Origin of the sequence: Enterobacter cloacae complex sp. SHL018, from assembly GCF_049237905.1 — a bacterium.
In the GTDB taxonomy this organism is placed as follows: domain Bacteria; phylum Pseudomonadota; class Gammaproteobacteria; order Enterobacterales; family Enterobacteriaceae; genus Enterobacter; species Enterobacter hormaechei_C.
On the sequence record NZ_JBMKJE010000001.1, the window covers coordinates 625,840 to 645,112 of the forward strand.

At 55.4% G+C, this 19,273-nt stretch carries 21 protein-coding genes; 10 read left to right on the forward strand and 11 right to left on the reverse strand.

Annotated features, from left to right (window positions below; genetic code table 11):
- Positions 1-19: 19 nt before the first annotated feature.
- Both ybjG and ACOTY5_RS03085 read right to left on the reverse strand, forming a co-directional pair.
- Positions 20-628: an undecaprenyl-diphosphate phosphatase gene (gene ybjG, locus ACOTY5_RS03080; protein WP_023296185.1), complete on the reverse strand. Its 609-nt coding sequence runs from the start codon at positions 626-628 to the stop codon at positions 20-22.
- Between the two features lie 7 nt (positions 629-635).
- Positions 636-1,364 (reverse strand): phosphatase PAP2 family protein, encoded by a 729-nt coding sequence (locus ACOTY5_RS03085; RefSeq protein ID WP_023303358.1) that lies wholly within the window; start codon positions 1,362-1,364, stop codon positions 636-638.
- A 167-nt stretch (positions 1,365-1,531) separates the two neighbouring features.
- On the opposite strand from ACOTY5_RS03085, the gene ACOTY5_RS03090 reads away from it, so the two are divergent.
- The gene (locus ACOTY5_RS03090; protein WP_045142266.1) at positions 1,532-2,764 is read left to right on the forward strand and encodes an MFS transporter; all 1,233 of its coding nucleotides are present in this window, start codon (positions 1,532-1,534) and stop codon (positions 2,762-2,764) included.
- Positions 2,765-2,854: 90 nt separating this feature from the next.
- Here the strand turns inward: ACOTY5_RS03090 and ACOTY5_RS03095 are convergent, their stop codons facing one another.
- Positions 2,855-3,667: a Cof-type HAD-IIB family hydrolase gene (locus ACOTY5_RS03095; RefSeq protein ID WP_062933901.1), complete on the reverse strand. Its 813-nt coding sequence runs from the start codon at positions 3,665-3,667 to the stop codon at positions 2,855-2,857.
- Positions 3,657-4,871 carry an MFS transporter gene (locus ACOTY5_RS03100; protein WP_017693738.1) on the reverse strand — a complete coding sequence of 405 codons (1,215 nt, stop codon included), beginning with the start codon at positions 4,869-4,871 and terminating at the stop codon, positions 3,657-3,659. Before ACOTY5_RS03100 ends, ACOTY5_RS03095 begins: the two co-directional genes overlap by 11 nt.
- Before the next feature lie 82 nt (positions 4,872-4,953).
- Here ACOTY5_RS03100 and ACOTY5_RS03105 point away from each other — a divergent pair, with 82 nt between their 5' ends.
- On the forward strand, positions 4,954-5,505 hold the full coding sequence (locus ACOTY5_RS03105) for a TetR/AcrR family transcriptional regulator (protein ID WP_015571021.1): 552 nt from the start codon (positions 4,954-4,956) through the stop codon (positions 5,503-5,505).
- Positions 5,506-5,526: 21 nt separating this feature from the next.
- Here ACOTY5_RS03105 and arsC read toward each other — a convergent pair whose 3' ends face one another.
- The 6 genes from arsC to ACOTY5_RS03135 form a co-directional block, all read right to left on the reverse strand.
- Complete coding sequence (gene arsC / locus ACOTY5_RS03110; protein ID WP_045142265.1) at positions 5,527-5,958, reverse strand: glutaredoxin-dependent arsenate reductase; 432 nt, start codon at positions 5,956-5,958, stop codon at positions 5,527-5,529.
- 12 nt (positions 5,959-5,970) lie between these two features.
- Positions 5,971-7,260 (reverse strand): arsenic transporter, encoded by a 1,290-nt coding sequence (locus ACOTY5_RS03115; RefSeq protein ID WP_023296189.1) that lies wholly within the window; start codon positions 7,258-7,260, stop codon positions 5,971-5,973.
- Positions 7,261-7,300: 40 nt separating this feature from the next.
- Positions 7,301-7,621, reverse strand: a complete 321-nt coding sequence (locus ACOTY5_RS03120; protein ID WP_015571018.1) for a metalloregulator ArsR/SmtB family transcription factor — start codon at positions 7,619-7,621, stop codon at positions 7,301-7,303.
- 109 nt (positions 7,622-7,730) lie between these two features.
- Positions 7,731-8,222 carry an Hcp family type VI secretion system effector gene (locus ACOTY5_RS03125; protein WP_017384881.1) on the reverse strand — a complete coding sequence of 164 codons (492 nt, stop codon included), beginning with the start codon at positions 8,220-8,222 and terminating at the stop codon, positions 7,731-7,733.
- Positions 8,223-8,476: 254 nt separating this feature from the next.
- A complete protein-coding gene (locus tag ACOTY5_RS03130) occupies positions 8,477-8,998 on the reverse strand; it encodes a DUF2778 domain-containing protein (protein ID WP_023303364.1) in 522 nt (173 codons plus the stop codon).
- A gap of 667 nt (positions 8,999-9,665) precedes the next feature.
- Entirely contained in the window at positions 9,666-11,351 is a 1,686-nt protein-coding gene (locus ACOTY5_RS03135; protein WP_045142273.1) for an aspartate:alanine antiporter, read from the reverse strand.
- 274 nt (positions 11,352-11,625) lie between these two features.
- Here ACOTY5_RS03135 and ACOTY5_RS03140 point away from each other — a divergent pair, with 274 nt between their 5' ends.
- Positions 11,626-12,000 (forward strand): inner membrane protein YbjM, encoded by a 375-nt coding sequence (locus tag ACOTY5_RS03140; protein ID WP_017384878.1) that lies wholly within the window; start codon positions 11,626-11,628, stop codon positions 11,998-12,000.
- Positions 12,001-12,030: 30 nt separating this feature from the next.
- Here the strand turns inward: ACOTY5_RS03140 and ACOTY5_RS03145 are convergent, their stop codons facing one another.
- Positions 12,031-12,300 carry a GrxA family glutaredoxin gene (locus ACOTY5_RS03145; RefSeq protein WP_006809455.1) on the reverse strand — a complete coding sequence of 90 codons (270 nt, stop codon included), beginning with the start codon at positions 12,298-12,300 and terminating at the stop codon, positions 12,031-12,033.
- A gap of 185 nt (positions 12,301-12,485) precedes the next feature.
- Here ACOTY5_RS03145 and nfsA point away from each other — a divergent pair, with 185 nt between their 5' ends.
- The 7 genes from nfsA (at position 12,486) to potI (ending at position 19,260) form a co-directional block, all read left to right on the forward strand.
- Positions 12,486-13,208, forward strand: coding sequence for a nitroreductase NfsA (nfsA, locus tag ACOTY5_RS03150; RefSeq protein WP_015571015.1), 723 nt, complete (start codon positions 12,486-12,488; stop codon positions 13,206-13,208).
- A gap of 64 nt (positions 13,209-13,272) precedes the next feature.
- On the forward strand, positions 13,273-14,175 hold the full coding sequence (gene rimK, locus ACOTY5_RS03155; protein ID WP_017693733.1) for a 30S ribosomal protein S6--L-glutamate ligase: 903 nt from the start codon (positions 13,273-13,275) through the stop codon (positions 14,173-14,175).
- A gap of 63 nt (positions 14,176-14,238) precedes the next feature.
- Entirely contained in the window at positions 14,239-14,715 is a 477-nt protein-coding gene (locus ACOTY5_RS03160) for a YbjN domain-containing protein (protein ID WP_003858385.1), read from the forward strand.
- 350 nt (positions 14,716-15,065) lie between these two features.
- Complete coding sequence (gene potF / locus ACOTY5_RS03165; RefSeq protein WP_015571013.1) at positions 15,066-16,178, forward strand: spermidine/putrescine ABC transporter substrate-binding protein PotF; 1,113 nt, start codon at positions 15,066-15,068, stop codon at positions 16,176-16,178.
- Positions 16,179-16,321: 143 nt separating this feature from the next.
- Positions 16,322-17,455, forward strand: coding sequence for a putrescine ABC transporter ATP-binding subunit PotG (potG, locus tag ACOTY5_RS03170; protein ID WP_017693732.1), 1,134 nt, complete (start codon positions 16,322-16,324; stop codon positions 17,453-17,455).
- 9 nt (positions 17,456-17,464) lie between these two features.
- A complete protein-coding gene (gene potH, locus ACOTY5_RS03175) occupies positions 17,465-18,418 on the forward strand; it encodes a putrescine ABC transporter permease PotH (RefSeq protein ID WP_045142264.1) in 954 nt (317 codons plus the stop codon).
- Positions 18,415-19,260, forward strand: coding sequence for a putrescine ABC transporter permease PotI (potI, locus tag ACOTY5_RS03180; protein WP_003858378.1), 846 nt, complete (start codon positions 18,415-18,417; stop codon positions 19,258-19,260). Before potH ends, potI begins: the two co-directional genes overlap by 4 nt.
- The last annotated feature ends 13 nt before the right edge of the window (positions 19,261-19,273 follow it).

Consider the following 19,273-nt stretch of genomic DNA (forward strand, 5'->3'; position numbering starts at 1 on the left):
GTAACCTGACGGACCGGGGTTAGTCACGTATCCAGCCTTTGCGGATCGGAAGGGCAAACAGAACGCGATAGGCCTGTGATAATCCACGATAAAGCGCCGGACCAAAGAGGCTCCACAGGATGGCTGCGCTGACGCAGCCCATCAGCCCCACCAGGAAACCGCCGACCATATCCAGCGGCCAGTGCACGCCCAGGTAGACGCGGGACCAGGCGATGGCGACCGCCACCCCCATCAGCACCATGCCGGACCACAGGCGATGCCAGAACAGGAAGGCCAGCGCAAAGGTGAAGATCACCGTGCCGTGATCGCTCGGGAACGAGTCATCCGGCGCATGGTGCAGGAAGTTGTAGCCGACGTGCTCGACAAACGGACGATCGTGCGGGAAGGCGTGGCCCAGCACGTAGCTTGCCAGCACGCTCACGCCGATCGCCATCGCCATTTTGATCACCAGATGGCGCTGGGCGGTGACCTGTGTACGAGGTCCCCATAACCAGAGGATCACCGCCAGCGCCGGTACAATGCTGATCACATCTTTCGCAATGAAGGTGGCGAGATCGATCATCCATTCCGGTGATGCTGGCGTGGCGTTGAGCAGGTAAAACAGTTCGTAGTTCAGATTTTCTAACATAATCTCGTTACTCTTTAGCAAACCAGGTGGAAACCAGCCCGTAAACCAGCACCTGGGAAAACCAGACCCACCACCCGGCCCACAGGTTGTGAGAGAAAAAATGCGCGCCGCGCATGACCTGCCCGAATCCCATCAGCAGCCCCATAACAACGCCTAACGCGACAAAGGACCAGGCCAGGCGCGGACGTTCACGCCAGAAGGCAAAAAACAACCCCATCACCATAAACCCGCTTGAGGCGTGGCCGCCGGGAAAGCAGCGTCCCGGTCCGCTGTCTGCCGGAACGGCGCTGAACAGGGGATACGAGACGGCTTTGCCGCCATACTCCACCAGATCCCACGGACAGCTGTGGTGGCTTATGCTTTTCAGCACCCCAACTACCAGCGCCCCCAGCCCCATCAGAAGCGCGGCCGTCACCAGCCGGGCATTGCGTTTGTAAGCGCCGTAAATCAGCGATGCGGCAGCCAGCGCAATGGTCACATATTTCGCCAGCCGATGGTTCAGCAGATCCAGCAGCGGGTTTTGCTGTAGCGGGAAATGGTGCGTCGCCGCGTCATACCAGAAGCCGGTTATCCATCGGTCAAGCGATTCATCGCGCGAAAGCCAGGTAAAAAGCAGCGCAAGGACGATCAGCCCGAAAAGCTGATAACCATAAAAGCGGGCAGGCAAACGGTAAAGGCTTTTTGTCTTATTTGTCGGTAACTTAGATAATTCTGAAGGGCTGACGGCGTGTGTCATAGTTTCGGTCAATAACGTGAAATAGCACTATCATAGGGAGGGCAACTTAAGGAAACCTTAAACAACAACGATAAGTGCCTTATTTCTGTGTTTTCACGTGATTATGCTATCTCAGACAGCGGCAATTCATTACACTCATCGCGATTTTTTCATACTAAAGAGATTGCATGATAAACCGTTCTTCTTCCGGTAATCGTCTGGGTCGTCAGGCGTTACTTTTTCCTCTGTGTCTGGTGCTTTACGAATTCTCTACCTACATCGGCAACGACATGATCCAGCCAGGCATGCTGGCTGTGGTTGAGCAGTACAACGCAGGTATTGAGTGGGTACCTACATCCATGACCGCCTATCTGGCGGGCGGCATGTTTTTACAGTGGCTTTTAGGGCCGCTGTCGGATCGTATTGGCCGCCGCCCGGTGATGCTGACGGGCGTGGTGTGGTTTATCGTCACCTGTCTCGCCACGCTGCTGGCGCAGAACATTGAGCAATTCACGCTGCTGCGTTTCCTTCAGGGCGTGAGCCTGTGCTTTATTGGCGCCGTGGGCTACGCCGCTATTCAGGAGTCGTTTGAGGAGGCGGTATGTATCAAAATAACCGCGCTGATGGCGAACGTGGCGCTGATTGCGCCGCTTCTGGGGCCGCTGGTGGGAGCCGCATGGGTCCACGTTGCGCCGTGGGAAGGGATGTTCGTCCTCTTTGCCGCGCTTGCGGCCATCTCTTTCTTTGGGCTGCACCGTGCGATGCCGGAGACCGCCACCCGCCTGGGCGAAAAGCTCTCGCTTAAAGAGCTGGGGCGTGACTATAAGGCGGTGCTGCAAAACGGCCGTTTTGTCGCGGGCGCGCTGGCGACGGGCTTTGTCAGCCTGCCGCTGCTGGCGTGGATTGCCCAGTCGCCGGTCATTATCATCAGCGGCGAACAGCTTAGCAGCTATGAGTATGGCCTGTTACAGGTGCCGATTTTTGGCGCGCTGATTATCGGTAACCTGGTGCTGGCACGTCTGACGTCCCGCCGTACCGTGCGTTCGCTGATTATTATGGGCGGCTGGCCCATTGCGGCAGGGCTGATTATCGCGGCGGTGGCGACCGTAGCCTCGTCCCATGCGTACCTGTGGATGACGGCGGGGCTGAGCATTTACGCGTTTGGTATTGGCGTGGCGAATGCTGGCCTGGTGCGCCTGACGCTGTTCGCCAGTGAAATGAGTAAAGGCACGGTGTCTGCCGCGATGGGGATGCTGCAAATGCTGATTTTCACCGTCGGTATTGAGGTGAGCAAGCATGCCTATGCTTTCGGCGGTAACGGACTGTTCAGCCTGTTTAACCTCGCCAACGGCGTGCTGTGGATTGCCCTGATGGTGGTATTCCTGAAAGACAAACGCGTCGGAAACGCCCTGCAACCGTAATTCTTATTCCCTCTCCCCCGTGGGCGAGCTCGGGACAGTCCCCTCTCCCTGTGGGAGAGGGTTAGGGTGAGGGCACCAGAGCGCACGGAATCAATTAAACGGCGCCTCCCCGTCCAGCACCCTATCAATTACGTCCAGCACCCCTTCGTCATTATTATGTGGCGCTTCATAGCGGGCCACCGCTTTAATATGCGGTCTGGCATTGGCCATCGCGAAGCCAAACCCAGCCTGTCGCAGCATCTCCACGTCGTTACCGCTGTCGCCAAAGGCTACCACTTCACTGTCCTCTATGCCCCAGCGCGCTTGCAGGATCCGCAGGCCGTTAGCTTTGTGTACGCCGGGGATAATCAGGTCGATACTGCCGTGTCCCGTGGTCACCGGCACCATGATGTCGCCAAGCTTCTCATGCAGCAGCGCCTGAATGCGCGGAATTTCGTCGTCAGAAACGTTAAGCCCGAATTTGAAGAAAATATCGTTGAGGTTGTCAAAGCTACTGACGCTTTCAAGGCGGTGATAGTATTTCGCAGCAATCTCTTTGAAGAGGTCGTTATACGTTTTCAGCGTGTAGGCGCTGTTTTTTCCGCAGGCAATTATCTCAATGCCGGGCACATCGTTTAACAGGGTGGCGACGGTCAGGAAGTGCTCTTTCGACAGTTCGCCGTTAAACACATCTTCGCCCGCATCCACCACCCAGCCGCCGTTTTCGGCGACGAAGGCGATTTCATGGGCGATCTCCGGGAAAAATGAGATCAGCTGATAGTACTGGTTTCCGCTGGCGACCACAAAACGGATACCTTGCGCTTTCATGCGCGCGTACTGCGCCAGAAAACGCGCGCGATTATAGGTTTTCGCATCGCTCAGGAAGGAGCCATCCATGTCGACTGCAATCAGTTTAACGCTCATATCCCTTCTCCATTGACGTTGTTTCTGCTTCCGGTTTTGCCACCGCTCGCGCCACCAGGGCGGCAATGATGACTAACCCTAATACCACCAGCATCGCGCTGCGTAACCCGTAGTGCTCACCGAGGAATCCAAGCAGCGGCGGCCCCACCAGGAAAGCGAGGTATCCCGTGGTCGCTACGACGCTCACGCGCGTCGGCGCGTCGGGGCCGGTATCGCTGGCAGCGGAAATGGTCAGCGGGAAGCCAAGGGAGGCGCCCAGTCCCCACAGGATCACCGACACACCGGCAATCCAGTCCACATCCACAAAGATAATCATCGCGATGCCCAGCCCACCCAGCAGGGCGCTGGCACGGACGACAGCCACGCGGCTGTAACGGTCGATAAACCAGCCCCCGGTAAAGCGTCCAACGGTCATGCCGAGCGTAAACCCGGCGTAAATCAGCGAGCCGGAGGTGGGGCTAAATCCGTGCCCGTCCACCATCAGCAACGGTAGCCAGTCGTTGGCGGAGCCTTCAGCAAACGCCATCGCCAGCACCACCACGCCAATCAGCATCAGCTGGAAATCGCGATAGAAGGGCAACCCTTTTGCCGCAGACTTCTGTTCGTCCGAGGCATTTTGTCCTGTGCCTGCGGGAATAGCCCTGATGCCGGTGAGGATCGGGATAATACAGACCAGCGCCGCGAGTAAAATGTGCACATTGGCCGCAATGCCCAGCGCCGTCAGCGCCATCCCCACGCCCGCGCCTGCCAGCGTGCCGAGGCTGTAAAAGCCATGCATCATCGGCAGCACCGTTTTGTTCATCGCCTGTTCAACGGCGGCCCCCTCGACGTTAATGGCCACTTCCGCCGCACCAAAGCTGCCGCCAAATACCATCAGCCCAAGGGCAAACATCAGCGGCGAGGCGAACCACAGCGCCACGCTCAGACCGAGCATACCTACCACTGCGCAGCACATGGTGGTGCGGATCACCGCGCGCGTGCCAAAGCGTTTCACCAGCCAGGCCGAGCAGAGGATGCCGCTCATCGAGCCAATCGACAGGCCAAACAGCACGATCCCCATCTCCGCCGTCGAAACGGATAGCGTATCGCGGATTGCCGGGGTGCGCGTTGCCCAGGAAGCCATCAGCAGCCCGGGGATGAAGAAGAACATAAACAGCGCCCACATGCGCAGATGCAGGGCTTTGCGAGGAGAAGTTAGCGTCATTGGGATCAGCACCAGAAGTACAACAATAGCGACAACACTAGCAACTTTGTGTACATTTGTACATAAACCGGATGAGGATTTTATGAGCAGACCACCGAACGACCCTAACCGCCGCGAGAAGATACTCCAGGCGACGCTGGACACCATTGCTGAGCACGGTATTCATGCCGTCACGCACCGCAAAATTGCCACCTGCGCAGGCGTGCCGCTGGGGTCGATGACCTACTATTTCGACGGGATGGAGTCGCTTCTGGAGGAGGCATTCACGTGGTTTACGCAGCAGATGTCTCAGCAGTACCGGGATTTCTTCGCGGGGGTTACGGGGCGCGAGAGGGCGTGCGAGGCCATTACCACGCTGATCCACAGTTCAGCCGTGACCACGCCACACAATATGGCGCTGATGTATCAGTTATACGCGTTTATGCACCGCAGCGCCGCGCTGAAAACGGTGATGCAGGACTGGATGAAGATGAGCCAGGCTACGCTGGAGCAGTGGTTTGATCCGGCCACCGCCCGCGCGCTGGATGCGTTTATCGAGGGGATGACGCTGCATTTTGTGACCGATCGGTCGCCGTTAACCCGGGAGGAGATCCGGGTGATGGTGGGGCGAATTGCAGGCGAGGATACCGTCTGATAGCACTCGCCCCGGCTACGCTTACTGTCGGGAGATTTTTTTCCCGCTGGCGTCAACGACGACTTCGCCATCTTCCTTTGTAAATGCCCCTTTTTGCGCGTCCGGAAGGATGTCGAGAACGACTTCAGAAGGACGGCACAGACGGGTGCCCAGCGGTGTCACTACAATCGGACGGTTAAGCAGGATGGGGTATTGCAGCATGAAATCGATAAGCTGGTCGTCGGTGAAATTTTCCCCCGCAAGGCCCAGTTGCTCATAAGGCTCGACGTTTTTGCGCAGCAGATCGCACACGGAAATCCCCATGTCTGCAATCAGCCTGGTCAGTTGATCGCGTGACGGCGGGTTTTCCAGATAGAGGACAATCTCTGGTTCCGTACCGCTGTTGCGGATCATCTCCAGCGTATTGCGCGACGTGCCGCAGGCGGGGTTGTGATAAATGGTGATGTAGCTCATATCAGTGACTCATTATGGTGTGAAGGAGAGACGTAGCGCGAGTGCGGCGAGCGTCACAAAGAGAACCGGCAGGGTCATTATGATGCCCGTCCTGAAGTAGTAGCCCCAGGTAACAGTCATGTTTTTCTGTGCCAGCACATGGAGCCAGAGCAGGGTAGCCAGACTTCCTATGGGGGTAATTTTCGGCCCCAAATCGCAGCCAATCACGTTAGCGTAAATCATCGCCTCTTTAACCAACCCTGTTGCAGCACTACCCTCAATGGAGAGCGCGCCAATCAGCACCGTTGGCATATTGTTCATTATGGATGACAGGAAGGCGGTGATAAATCCGGTTCCCAGCGTGGTGACCCAGAGTCCGTATCCGGCTAAGTGATCAAGAACGCCTGAAAGAGACTCCGTCAGCCCGGCGTTGCGCAGGCCATACACCACCAGATACATCCCCAGCGAGAAGATAACAATTTGCCACGGCGCGCCGCGCAGCACTTTTCCAGTGTTAATGGCGTGCCCGCGTTTAGCAACGGCAAACAAAATCAGCGCGCCAGTTGTTGCGATAGCGCTGACCGGGATACCCAGAGGTTCAAGCACAAAGAAACCGACAAGCAGTAGCAGCAGCACGATCCAGCCCGTTCTGAACGTTGGCAGGTCGTGAATGGCCCGTGCGGGCTCGCGGAGTTTTGCCTGGTCATATTCGGGGGGAATTTCTTTTCGGAAGAACAGATGCAGCATCACCAGCGTTGCGGCAATCGCAGCGATATCAACCGGGATCATCACCGAGGCGTATTCGCTGAAGCCCAGCTTAAAGAAGTCCGCCGACACAATGTTGACCAGGTTGGAGACAATCAGCGGCAGGCTGGCGGTATCGGCGATAAATCCCGCCGCCATCACGAACGCCAGCGTAGCCTGCTTGCTGAACCCCAGCGCCAGCAGCATAGCGATGACGATAGGGGTGAGGATCAGCGCCGCGCCGTCATTGGCAAACAGCGCCGCCACGGCTGCGCCCAGCAGCACGATCCAGGTAAACAGCAATCGCCCGCGACCGTTTCCCCAGCGGGCAACGTGCAGCGCGGCCCACTCGAAAAAGCCGGACTCATCCAGCAGCAGGCTGATAACGATAACCGCGATAAACGTTGCCGTCGCATTCCAGACGATATTCCACACCACAGGGATATCGTTAATGTGGATAACGCCGCTCATCAGCGCCAGCGCGGCGCCAATGGTCGCGCTCCAGCCGATGCTGAGCCCTCTGGGTTGCCAGATGACCAGCACCAGTGTGAATAAAAAAATCGCTCCTGCCAGAAACATCTTTTACTCCATTATATCTGTTATTGTGAATATGTTTTGGTCAGCACGAGCCCGGAAGTCGGTTTTTCAGCTTCATACGCGTCTCTTCCCGCAGGCAGTTCCAGCTGGTGTCGATAACGGTTGCCGCCCATGCAGGCATGTTGGGAGAGAGACGGTAGTAGATCCACTTACCCTCGCGACGGTCGATGGCCAGCCCGGCCTCGCGCAGTAAGGCCATGTGGCGGGAGACTTTCGGCTGCGGCTCGTTGGTAGCGGAGCAGAGATCGCAGACGCACAGCTCGCCCGCTTCACGCAGAAGCATGACGATGGAGAGGCGCGTTTCGTCGGAGAGGGTTTTGAAGAGCTGAACGGGGTGAAGCATCTGGCGATCCTGCGTGGTTTTTATCATATACATTAAATCATATATGTTTGTGGCGAGTGAGGGAAGGGCAATAAGGGCAAATAAATGCCCTTAAAGAAGTACTTTTATTTTACGCCGTAGTGCGTTCGTTCCAGGCGTCACTGTGCTGGATGTTCCCATCAACAATGCGCCAGGTGATCTTCTCATACTGCAAGCTGACGCTTTCGACGTGGTTAATTTTATCGTTGGCCGCGATTTTCACATTAGGTACGCTACAGTTAACCCCAGTCACCTTCACGTTCTCCATGAAGACTGTGTAATAGCACACTTCCTGACCGGCATCGTTAATATGATAGAACTTAATTTCTGCGCTTTTTAGCGCCTGGCCAGTGGCGGCAGCTTTATAAAGATATGGGGTAGAACTATCCACCTCCTTTTCGATCCTCATAGAAGAGTGCTGTCGTGTACCGGTAATCGCTCCATTTGCGCTGTTAACAGGAAGATTGATACCGTGACTTAAACCGATTATCTCAATGCTTCCTTCGCGGTCCTGAACATCTACTGAGCCTTTGATATCTGCGCCGCCGTCGTCTTTGAGCCACATATAGGGAGGGATTGGCATATTATTTTTTCCTTATTTTATTGAATAACTTCATTGTTAAGAGATAGAAAACCGTTGTGAGAGTAAACAGGATTAAAATATCGGTGTTTATATATGTTTCGTACATTGTTTCCGCATTCACATCACCATAGATGAAGCCGCAAATAGCAGTTGCAACATTATGATTAATATAATCTGTAGAAGGACCCAGCGTGCGTCCTAGCGGAAAGCTAATTAACACAAACCAGACGGCCTTAAGCAGTCTTGATCCCCATTTACGGGCAAGTGTAGCTATATCCACCGTCAACAACCTCAATACAGCCGCGAGCCATAAGTGAACGCATACATGGAACCTGAATAAGCTCTGTGTTCATAAGAGCGTTACGGATTAATGCATAATCGGAGTTATGAGCGATTGTTATACACCCTTCTGACACTGTACCGGGATGGAGTCTGAACAGCCCGCGATAGACGTGATCAACCCATGTTCCATCGTCGATTCCCCAATCATCCTTATATAAAGCAAACCACTCATCACGGCCAAATTCCGCACCGGATCTTATTTTGTTCCATTGGTCCTGAACATGAGCTTTTAATGAGGATAAGAAACCCCCTGAGCCTCGATCAACAATCCAATATTTACCTGGGGGAATTGGGCCTGCACCTTGTATTGCGCCACAAGTTCCTTGATTACGGTAAGTTCCCTGTCCGGAATGCGCCATAAAGATGCCAACCCCATATAAATTAAATGGGGCGTAGTCAGCACCATTTAGCGTCATTGTTCCATTTATAGCCATACATACCAACCCTTCTAGTCACCGTTGGATGTTATCTTCGGCATGGTCGCCATCTTTAATCCAAATACTACTGCTGTAAAGTCCATCTCTGTTAATTCCATTATTTACATTTATTCGCCGCAGCATATGCCCGCAGATGAGATGAAAATTCAAACCTGATCATGTTAAACCCAAGGAATCTGTTTTTAGGAAATTGACCAGGTAAATTTTAACCAAGTAATAGAAATGACTTACGAAAGTTCCCACACTGCCAGGACGATTTTATTAGCCATTAGCAATAACGGTTGAAATGAAACTGATGTTCTTGCGCATCCTTTCAGAAACATTTGATGTGCGACAGTTAACCTTATTTCCTGATCTTGATGGTTTTTGTAAAGCGTCCACTGAGCATGTTAAGAGGTGGGATAACGAAAGATGGTGATACATGTATTTTTTAGTCGCCATTTTGCCGCCACTGGGCTTGATGATGCAATATAACCTGTTGATTTTAATGTTAATAAAATTCAGGCAACAAAAAACCCATCAACCTTGAACCAAAACGGCGGGGTTGATGGGCTCCACAAATTGGGGACATCAAAGAAAAGCAGTGGCACTAGTTATGACTGCACCCTGCGTAAAAAGTTCTGCGCGTAACGAAAATTTTTTCAGCTACACGCAAACTTGAGATTTATCCGAGTCCTGGCCAGATAATGATGATCAGCGTACCCGCCAGCGTCAGCAGCACGTTGGCGATGGCGTACGTGCCTGCATAGCCCAGCGCCGGGATATTGCTGCGCGCGGTGTCGCTGATGATCTCCATCGCCGGTGCGCAGGTGCGCGCGCCCATCATCGCGCCGAAGAGCAGGGCGCGGTTCATGCGCAGCACGTAGGCGCCGAACAGGAAACAGATCACCACCGGTACCAGGCTGACGATAAGTCCGGAAACCAACATTTGCCAGCCGACCGCGCCCAGGCCGTTGCCAATGCCGCTCCCGGCGCTTAATCCGACACCCGCCATAAAGACCATCAGACCGAACTCTTTCACCATGTTCAGCGCCCCCTGAGGGATATAGCCGAAGGTGGGATGGTTCGCTCGCAGGAAGCCCAGCATGATCCCGGCGAACAGCAGACCGGCTGCGTTACCAATGCCGAAGCTAAAGTTGCTGAACTGGAAGGTTATCATCCCGATCATCAGGCCGACAATAAAGAAGGCGCAGAAGGCTAACAGGTCCGTCACCTGGCTGTGGATCGAGATAAAGCCGATACGGTCGGCAACGGTTTTAACCCGTCGGGCATCGCCGCTGACCTGCAACACATCGCCTTTATTGAGCACCACGTTATCGTCGATAGGCATTTCAATTTGGCTGCGGATCACGCGGTTGAGGAAACAACCGTGGTCGGTCAGCTTCAGCTGTGCCAGACGGCGGCCCACGGCGTTGTGGTTTTTCACCACAATCTCTTCGGTGACGATACGCATGTCCAGCAGGTCGCGGTCAAACACCTCTTTCCCGTTGCGGAAGCTCGGATCGAGACGCGCGTGGGCGTCCGGGTAGCCAACAAGGGCGATGTCATCGCCCATCTGGAGCACCGCGTCACCGTCCGGGTTTGCCAGAATGCCGTTACGACGGATACGTTCGATGTAGCAGCCGGTCTGACGGTAGATCCCCAGCTCGCGCAGGTTTTTCCCGTCGGTCCAGGCAACCAGCTCCGGCCCGACGCGGTAGGCGCGGATCACCGGCAGGTAAACTTTACGTTTGGAGTCCGTGTCCAGGCCGCGCTCGCGGGCGATGGTCTGGGCGCTGGTCTGGAGATCCTGATGCTGAAGTTTTGGCAGATAGCGCGCGCCAACAATCAGGCTCACCAGACCAATCAGATAGGTCAGGGCATAGCCCAGGCTCAGGTTGTCCAGCGCGGAGGAAAGCTGCGTGCCTGCCATGCCAGAATGACGAAGCGTATCCCCCGCGCCAACAAGCACCGGCGTGGAGGTCATCGAGCCTGCCAGCATACCGGCCGTTAAGCCGATGTCCCAGCCAAACAGTTTGCCCAGCCCTGACGCAATCAGCAGGGCGCTGCCGACCATCACCAGCGCCAGCATCAGGTAATTTTTGCCGTCTCGGAAGAAAATGGAAAAAAAGTTCGGACCGGCTTCCACGCCTACGCAAAAAATAAACAGCATGAAACCTAAGTTAAGCGCGTCCGTGTTAATACTGAAATGTTGTTGACCTAATAACAGGGAGACGACTAAAACGCCAATGGAATTACCAAGTTGAACTGAACCCAGGCGTAATTTACCCAGACAAAGGCCCAGCGCCAGTACCACAAATAATAACAGGATGTAATTCCCATTTAACAAGTCTGCGACGTTTATATTCACGGAGGCTAACTTCTTGTTTACCAGTAAGTTGTTGAATGAAAGGACTATTTGGGCTACTGTTTTCAGAGTCAGGGAATCACTTTGCATCTCCCCGCTTCCTGATAAATACCCTAAACACTAGCAGTCGGTTAGTTTAATCGTAATAGCTACCGACAGCCACCTATTATCGCACGACTTCTGTGCGTGCTTTGGCAAGGATTGCCGCATTGCTTTATCTGACTGGGCGTCCACCGGACGATTTTTGTATTTGATAGAGATAAGTCAGGAGGATAGTTTGAACTTTAAACGAAACTGGGCTGGCGTAATCAGCTGTTTTTTGCTGTTTACGGTCGTTTGCATGTCGCTCGCTTTTAACGTGAAAGGCGCCTTCAGAGCGTCCGGTCATCCCGAGCTGGGCCTGTTGTTCTTCATCCTGCCGGGGGTAGTCGCTGGTTTTCTCTCGCGTAAAGGCGAGGTGGTGATGCCGCTTATTGGGGCAATGCTTGCGGCCCCGCTCTGCCTGCTTCTGATGCGCGTGCTGTTTCTCTCGTCGAGAAGCGTCTGGCAGGAAGTGGCGTGGCTACTGAGTGGCGTTTTCTGGTGTGCGCTGGGCGCGCTCTGTTTCTTATTTACGCGCAGCCTGCTGCAACAGAGGAAGCACCGTAAATAAAGACGCCCTCAGGGTGAGGGCGTCTTCGCATTACTGAGCCGCAAACAGGCCCAGGTGTTCTTTGGCGTAGGCCTCAAAATCGGTGCAGCCGCCGATGTGTTTCTGATCGAGGAAGATCTGCGGCACGGTTTCAACCGGTTTACCCACGGTTTTTTCCAGATCGGCTTTAGTGATGCCTTCCGCGTGGATATCCACGTAACGGAAGTTGAAATCATCACGTTCTTCAGTCAGTTTCTCTGCCAGCTCTTTCGCGCGTACACAGTAAGGGCATCCTGGACGACCAAAAATTACTGCAAACATTTCTCTCTCCTCAAAAAACAAGCCTGACGGCGAATGGCGCCTATAGTGCACGATAACCTGCCGTCATGGAAAGAAGGTTTCACCTGTCACTTTGATACAGTCAGGCTATGTTTCGCCAATTACATCAGGTGGATCATTGCCTATACTGGCTGCCATACGTTTTACGCAACACAAAGAGAGACAAAATGACGCCAACCATTGACCTGCTTCGTTCCCACCGTTCCATTCGCCATTTCACCGATGAGCCGATTACCCAGGCGCAGCGGGAAGCGATCATCGACAGCGCAAGAGGCACCTCCAGCTCCAGCTTTTTGCAGTGCAGCTCCATTATCCGCATCACCGATCCGGCGATGCGTGAGCAGCTGGTAACGCTGACGGGCGGACAAAAGCACGTTGCCCAGGCGGCTGAGTTCTGGGTGTTCTGCGCCGATTTTAACCGTCATCTGCAAATCTGCCCCGAGGCCGAGCTGGGGCTGGCGGAACAGCTGCTGCTGGGCGTGGTGGATACGGCGCTGATGGCGCAAAACGCGTTCACGGCGGCGGAATCGCTGGGGCTTGGCGGCGTCTATATTGGCGGGCTGCGTAACAACATCGAAAGCGTGACGGAACTGCTGAAGCTGCCGAAACACGTGCTGCCGCTGTTTGGTCTGTGCCTCGGCTGGCCGGCGGATAACCCGGATCTGAAGCCGCGCATTCCTGCTGCGATGCTGGTGCATGAAAACCACTACCAGCCGGTCGACCAGGACGTTCTGCATCAATACGATGAAGAGCTGGCGAACTACTATCTGACGCGCGACAGCAACAACCGCCGCGACACCTGGAGCGACCATATTCGTCGCACCATCATTAAGGAGAACCGCCCGTTCATTCTCGATTACCTGCACAAACAGGGCTGGGCAACGCGGTAGTCCATTCCTCCTGCGCCTCGTGTATGATAGGCAGGCTTTTACCATGTCTTTAGAGAGGTGCAGGGTGAAAATTGCCATATTGTCCCGGGATGGAACGCTCTATTCATGTAAACGCCTGCGAGAAGCGGCGGCGAAACGCGGACATCAGATTGAGATCCTCGATCCGATGTCCTGCTATATGAACATCGACCCTGCGGCGTCGTCGATTCATTACAAAGGCCGCAAACTCCCGCATTTTGATGCGGTAATTCCCCGCATTGGCTCCCAGATCACCTATTACGGTACGGCTGCGCTGCGCCAGTTTGAAATGCTGGGAAGCTATCCGCTCAACGAGTCCGTGGCGATCTCCCGCGCCCGCGATAAGCTGCGCTCGCTGCAACTGCTGGCGCGCCAGGGGATCGATCTGCCCGTCACCGGGATTGCCCACTCCCCGGACGACACCAGCGATTTAATCGACATGGTGGGCGGTGCGCCGCTGGTTATTAAGCTGGTGGAAGGTACGCAGGGTATTGGGGTGGTACTGGCGGAGACGCGTCAGGCGGCGGAAAGCGTGATCGACGCGTTTCGCGGTCTGAATGCCCATATTCTGGTGCAGGAGTATATTAAAGAGGCCAACGGGTGCGACATCCGCTGCTTTGTGGTGGGCGATGAGGTGGTGGCCGCCATAGAGCGGCAGGCAAAAGAGGGCGACTTCCGCTCTAACCTGCACCGCGGCGGTATCGCGCGGGTGGCCCTTATTAGCGAGCGCGAGCGCGAGATTGCGGTGAAAGCAGCGCAGACGCTGGGCCTGGACGTGGCGGGGGTCGATCTGCTGCGTGCCGGGCGCGGGCCGCTGGTGATGGAAGTCAACGCCTCGCCGGGGCTGGAAGGGGTGGAAAAAACCACAGGCGTCGATATTGCAGGTAAAATGATCGCATGGATTGAACGCCATGCGACGCCGGGATTTTGCCTGAAAACGGGCGGTTAAATGGATCGGCGCGCACTTTTTGCGTAATCTGGACAACGTTTTTATTTAAGAGGCTGCACAGCGATGGATTTACAGGTCGTACCTACACTGGATACGTTACGTCAATGGCTCGATGATGCCGGTATTACTTTCTTCGAATGCGACTCCTGCCAGGCGCTGCATCTGCCTCACATGCAAAATTTCGATGGCATTTTCGATGCCAAAATCGATCTGATTAACGACGTGATCCTGTTCTCGGCGCTGGCTGAAGTAAAGCCTTCTGCGCTGCTGGCGCTGGCGTCTGATCTGTCAGCGATCAACGCCAGTTCTTTGACGGTGAAAGCGTTTCTCGACATACAGGATGATAATCTGCCAAAGCTGGTGGTTTGCCAGTCTTTATTCTCCGGCGCGGGGCTCTCCTTCAAGCAATTCGCCTGGTTTATGCGCCTGAGCGAAGAGCAAATTTCAATGGTAATGATGGAAGCCAACGCACATCACCTGCTGTATAGCGCGGAAGATGATGCCGAGAATAATGATGCATCTCCCAATTTTCTCCACTAAGCCTGTCTGACTTTTGCGCAGTCGCTGCCAGAGCGGCTGCATAACACCGTTTTTTCTGCTGCTTTTAACCTTTCTTTAAAGAGTTTTTCACCTCCTCTCCGGCCGTTTCGGCTTATCACGTAGACATAATCTGCATAAAAAATTGATAAAAGGCGTTTTTTCGTCTGGGCTATAGCCGGAGACACGGGCTACAGTTATTCTTGCGGTGCTTAAAAAAGCGAGCGGAACCTGCCGGGAAGAGGGGGGTATTTTATTTCGGGCAGAGCGACAAACTATGCATGATTATTGCATATCTTCAAGCTGCACAGTTTTGGTTCGTTTGTTAACGAACTTTCAGAAGGAATAACAATATGATCGCCTTGAATAAAAAATGGTTATCGGGTCTGGTTGCGGGTGCTCTGATGGCCGTCTCTGCCGGCACGCTCGCTGCGGAACAAAAAACGCTGCACGTCTATAACTGGTCTGACTATATTGCGCCGGACACCGTCGCGAATTTTGAAAAAGAGACCGGCATTAAGGTTGTCTACGACGTATTCGATTCCAACGAAGTGCTGGAAGGCAAACTGATGGCGGGCAGCACCGGTTTCGATCTGGTGGTGCCGTCGGCAAGCTTCCTGGAGCGTCAGCTGACCGCCGGTGTCTTCCAGCCGCTGGACAAGAGCAAATTACCGAACTGGAAAAACCTCGATCCGGACGTGCTGAAGCTGGTGGCGAAGCACGATCCGGAGAATAAATACGCGATGCCTTACCTGTGGGCGACCACCGGTATTGGCTATAACGTGGATAAAGTCAAAGCGGCGCTGGGCCCGGACGTCAAGCTGGACAGCTGGGACGTGGTGCTGAAGCCGGAAAACCTCGAGAAGCTGAAAAGCTGCGGCGTCTCTTTCCTCGATGCGCCGGAAGAGATTTTCGCCACCGTGCTTAACTATCTCGGCAAAGATCCTAACAGCAGCAAGGCTGACGACTACACCGGTCCGGCAACCGACCTGCTCCTGAAGCTGCGTCCGAATATTCGCTACTTCCACTCCTCTCAGTACATCAACGACCTGGCTAACGGGGATATCTGCGTGGCCATCGGCTGGGCGGGCGATGTCTGGCAGGCGGCGAACCGCGCGAAAGAGGCCAAAAACGGTGTGAATGTTTCCTACTTCATTCCGAAGGAGGGGGCGCTGGCGTTCTTCGACGTCTTCGCGATGCCGGCTGATGCGAAAAATAAAGAGGAAGCGTATCAGTTCCTCAACTACCTGATGCGTCCGGAGGTGATTGCCCACATCAGCGACCATGTCTACTACGCCAACGGTAACAAGGCCTCCGTGCCGCTGGTGAGCGAAGAAATCCGCAATAATCCGGCGATCTATCCGCCAGCCGATGTGTTTGCCAAGCTCTTCACCCTGAAAGTGCAGGAACCGAAAATTGACCGTGTGCGTACCCGCGCGTGGACCAAGGTGAAAAGCGGTAAGTAACGGCGTTTGATATCGTTGCCCGGTGGCGCTGTCGCTTACCGGGCCGACAGATCCCGTAGGCCGGGCAAGCGTTAGCGCCGCCCGGCGATGCGCACCCTGACGGTGCGTTTGCACCAGTGTTGATCTATGCCGGAGAACACCCCGTGAATGACGCGATCCCCCGCCCGCAGGCGAAAGTCCGTAAAGCGCTGACCCCGCTTCTTGAAATTCGTAACCTCACCAAATCCTTCGACGGCCAGCATGCCGTGGACGATGTCAGCCTGACGATCTACAAAGGTGAAATTTTTGCTTTGCTCGGCGCATCGGGCTGCGGCAAATCCACACTGCTGCGTATGCTGGCAGGCTTTGAACAGCCTACCGCCGGGCAGATCGTGCTGGATGGGGTAGACCTCTCCAGCGTGCCGCCGTACCAGCGGCCCATAAACATGATGTTCCAGTCCTATGCCCTGTTCCCGCACATGACCGTTGAGCAGAACATCGCCTTCGGCCTGAAGCAGGACAAACTGCCGAAAGCCGAAATCACCGCGCGCGTGGCAGAGATGCTGAGCCTGGTGCATATGCAGGAGTTTGCGAAGCGTAAGCCGCATCAGCTTTCCGGCGGCCAGCGTCAGCGCGTGGCGCTGGCAAGAAGTCTGGCGAAGCGTCCAAAATTATTACTGCTCGACGAGCCGATGGGCGCGCTGGATAAAAAGCTGCGCGACCGGATGCAGCTGGAAGTGGTGGATATCCTCGAGCGCGTGGGGGTGACCTGCGTGATGGTGACTCATGACCAGGAAGAGGCGATGACCATGGCCGGGCGCATTGCGATCATGAATCGCGGTAAGTTCGTGCAGATCGGCGAGCCGGAAGAGATCTATGAACACCCGACAACCCGCTACAGCGCGGAGTTCATCGGCTCGGTGAACGTCTTCGAAGGGCTACTGAAGGAACGCCAGGACGACGGTCTGGTGATTGAATCGCCGGGGCTGGTGCACCCGCTGAAGGTTGATTCTGATAACTCCGTGGTGGACAACGTGCCGGTTTACGTTGCCCTGCGCCCGGAAAAAATCATGCTTTGCGATGAGCCGCCCGCCGATGGCTATAACTTTGCCGTGGGCGAAGTGGTGCACATTGCCTATCTCGGCGATCTGTCGATTTACCATGTGCGCCTGAAAAGCGGCCAGATGCTCAGCGCCCAGTTACAGAACGAACACCGGTATCGCAAGGGACAGCCAACCTGGGGCGACGAAGTGAGCCTCTGCTGGGATGCGGACAGTTGCGTAGTCCTGACGGTATAAGGAGCGGCCATGAGCACATTTGAACCACCAGCCCGCGTCAAAAAACCGGGCGGTTTCGCGCTCTGGCTGGCGCGCATGCAGATGGCGCATGGCCGCAAGCTGGTCATCGCCATGCCCTATATCTGGCTGATCCTGCTGTTTCTGCTGCCGTTCCTGATCGTCTTTAAGATCAGCCTGGCGGAGATGGCGCGGGCGATCCCACCGTATACCGATCTGTGGGAGTGGGCCGACGGGCAGCTGACGCTGACCTTAAACCTCGGTAATTTCCTGCAACTGACCGACGATCCGCTCTATTTCGAAGCCTATTTGCAGTCGTTACAGGTTGCGGCTATTTCTACGATTTGCTGCTTGTTGATGGGCTACCCGCTGGCGTGGGCAGTGGCGCACAGCAAGCCGTCGACGCGAAATATTTTACTGCTGTTGGTCATTTTACCGTCGTGGACGTCGTTCCTGATCCGCGTGTACGCGTGGATGGGGATCCTGAAGAATAACGGCATATTGAATAATTTCCTGCTGTGGCTTGGGGTCATCGACCAGCCGCTGACGATCCTGCACACCAACCTTGCGGTGTATATCGGGATTGTCTATGCCTATCTGCCGTTTATGGTGCTGCCGATCTATACGGCGCTGACGCGAATCGATTACTCGCTGGTGGAAGCCTCGCTGGATCTCGGCGCACGCCCGTTGAAGACTTTCTTCAGCGTCATTGTGCCGCTCACCAAAGGCGGGATCATCGCCGGATCGATGCTGGTGTTTATCCCGGCGGTCGGGGAGTTTGTGATCCCGGAACTGCTCGGCGGCCCGGACAGCATCATGATTGGCCGCGTGCTGTGGCAGGAGTTCTTCAATAACCGCGACTGGCCGGTGGCCTCGGCGGTGGCGATCGTCATGTTACTGCTGCTGATCGTGCCGATCATGTGGTTCCACAAACATCAGCAGAAACAGATGGGAGACCACGGATGAACAACTTACCGGTAGTACGCTCCCCGTGGCGAATTGCGATCCTGATTATCGGCTTTACCTTCCTGTATGCGCCAATGCTGATGCTGGTGATCTACTCGTTCAACAGCTCTAAGCTGGTCACCGTCTGGGCGGGCTGGTCGACGCGCTGGTACAGCGAGCTGTTCCACGATGATGCGATGATGAGCGCGGTGGGGCTGAGCCTGACCATTGCGGCGCTGGCGGCGACGATGGCCTGCGTGCTGGGCACTATCGCCGCGCTGGTGATGGTGCGCTTTGGCCGTTTCCGCGGGGCGAATGGTTTCGCGTTTATGATCACCGCCCCGCTGGTCATGCCGGACGTGATCACCGGCCTGTCGCTGCTGCTGCTGTTTGTCGCGCTGGCGCACGCCATCGGCTGGCCAGCGGATCGCGGGATGCTCACCATCTGGCTGGCACATGTCACCTTCTGTACGGCGTATGTGGCGGTGGTGATCTCCTCGCGGCTGCGCGAGCTGGATCGCTCCATTGAAGAGGCGGCGATGGATCTCGGCGCAACGCCGCTGAAGGTCTTTTTCATCATCACGCTGCCGATGATTATGCCGGCGGTGATCTCCGGCTGGCTGCTGGCGTTCACGCTCTCGCTCGACGATCTGGTTATCGCCAGCTTTGTGTCGGGGCCGGGCGCGACGACGCTGCCGATGCTGGTCTTCTCCAGCGTGCGGATGGGGGTGAATCCGGAGATCAACGCCCTGGCGTCCATCATCCTTGGCGTGGTCGGAATTGTCGGATTTATCGCCTGGTATTTGATGGCGCGCGCGGAAAAACAGCGTGTGCGCGATATCCAGCGTGCAAGACGCGGCTGAAGGAATTACTATT

What these genes read in the sequence shown, in the direction of transcription:
- ybjG (WP_023296185.1), bottom strand. Translation starts at nt 628, where the DNA reads ATGTTAGAAAATCTGAACTACGAACTGTTTTACCTGCTCAACGCCACG.
- ACOTY5_RS03085 (WP_023303358.1), bottom strand. Translation starts at nt 1,364, where the DNA reads ATGACACACGCCGTCAGCCCTTCAGAATTATCTAAGTTACCGACAAAT.
- ACOTY5_RS03090 (WP_045142266.1), top strand. Translation starts at nt 1,532, where the DNA reads ATGATAAACCGTTCTTCTTCCGGTAATCGTCTGGGTCGTCAGGCGTTA.
- ACOTY5_RS03095 (WP_062933901.1), bottom strand. Translation starts at nt 3,667, where the DNA reads ATGAGCGTTAAACTGATTGCAGTCGACATGGATGGCTCCTTCCTGAGC.
- ACOTY5_RS03100 (WP_017693738.1), bottom strand. Translation starts at nt 4,871, where the DNA reads ATGACGCTAACTTCTCCTCGCAAAGCCCTGCATCTGCGCATGTGGGCG.
- ACOTY5_RS03105 (WP_015571021.1), top strand. Translation starts at nt 4,954, where the DNA reads ATGAGCAGACCACCGAACGACCCTAACCGCCGCGAGAAGATACTCCAG.
- arsC (WP_045142265.1), bottom strand. Translation starts at nt 5,958, where the DNA reads ATGAGCTACATCACCATTTATCACAACCCCGCCTGCGGCACGTCGCGC.
- ACOTY5_RS03115 (WP_023296189.1), bottom strand. Translation starts at nt 7,260, where the DNA reads ATGTTTCTGGCAGGAGCGATTTTTTTATTCACACTGGTGCTGGTCATC.
- ACOTY5_RS03120 (WP_015571018.1), bottom strand. Translation starts at nt 7,621, where the DNA reads ATGCTTCACCCCGTTCAGCTCTTCAAAACCCTCTCCGACGAAACGCGC.
- ACOTY5_RS03125 (WP_017384881.1), bottom strand. Translation starts at nt 8,222, where the DNA reads ATGCCAATCCCTCCCTATATGTGGCTCAAAGACGACGGCGGCGCAGAT.
- ACOTY5_RS03130 (WP_023303364.1), bottom strand. Translation starts at nt 8,998, where the DNA reads ATGGCTATAAATGGAACAATGACGCTAAATGGTGCTGACTACGCCCCA.
- ACOTY5_RS03145 (WP_006809455.1), bottom strand. Translation starts at nt 12,300, where the DNA reads ATGTTTGCAGTAATTTTTGGTCGTCCAGGATGCCCTTACTGTGTACGC.
- nfsA (WP_015571015.1), top strand. Translation starts at nt 12,486, where the DNA reads ATGACGCCAACCATTGACCTGCTTCGTTCCCACCGTTCCATTCGCCAT.
- ACOTY5_RS03160 (WP_003858385.1), top strand. Translation starts at nt 14,239, where the DNA reads ATGGATTTACAGGTCGTACCTACACTGGATACGTTACGTCAATGGCTC.
- potF (WP_015571013.1), top strand. Translation starts at nt 15,066, where the DNA reads ATGATCGCCTTGAATAAAAAATGGTTATCGGGTCTGGTTGCGGGTGCT.
- potH (WP_045142264.1), top strand. Translation starts at nt 17,465, where the DNA reads ATGAGCACATTTGAACCACCAGCCCGCGTCAAAAAACCGGGCGGTTTC.
- potI (WP_003858378.1), top strand. Translation starts at nt 18,415, where the DNA reads ATGAACAACTTACCGGTAGTACGCTCCCCGTGGCGAATTGCGATCCTG.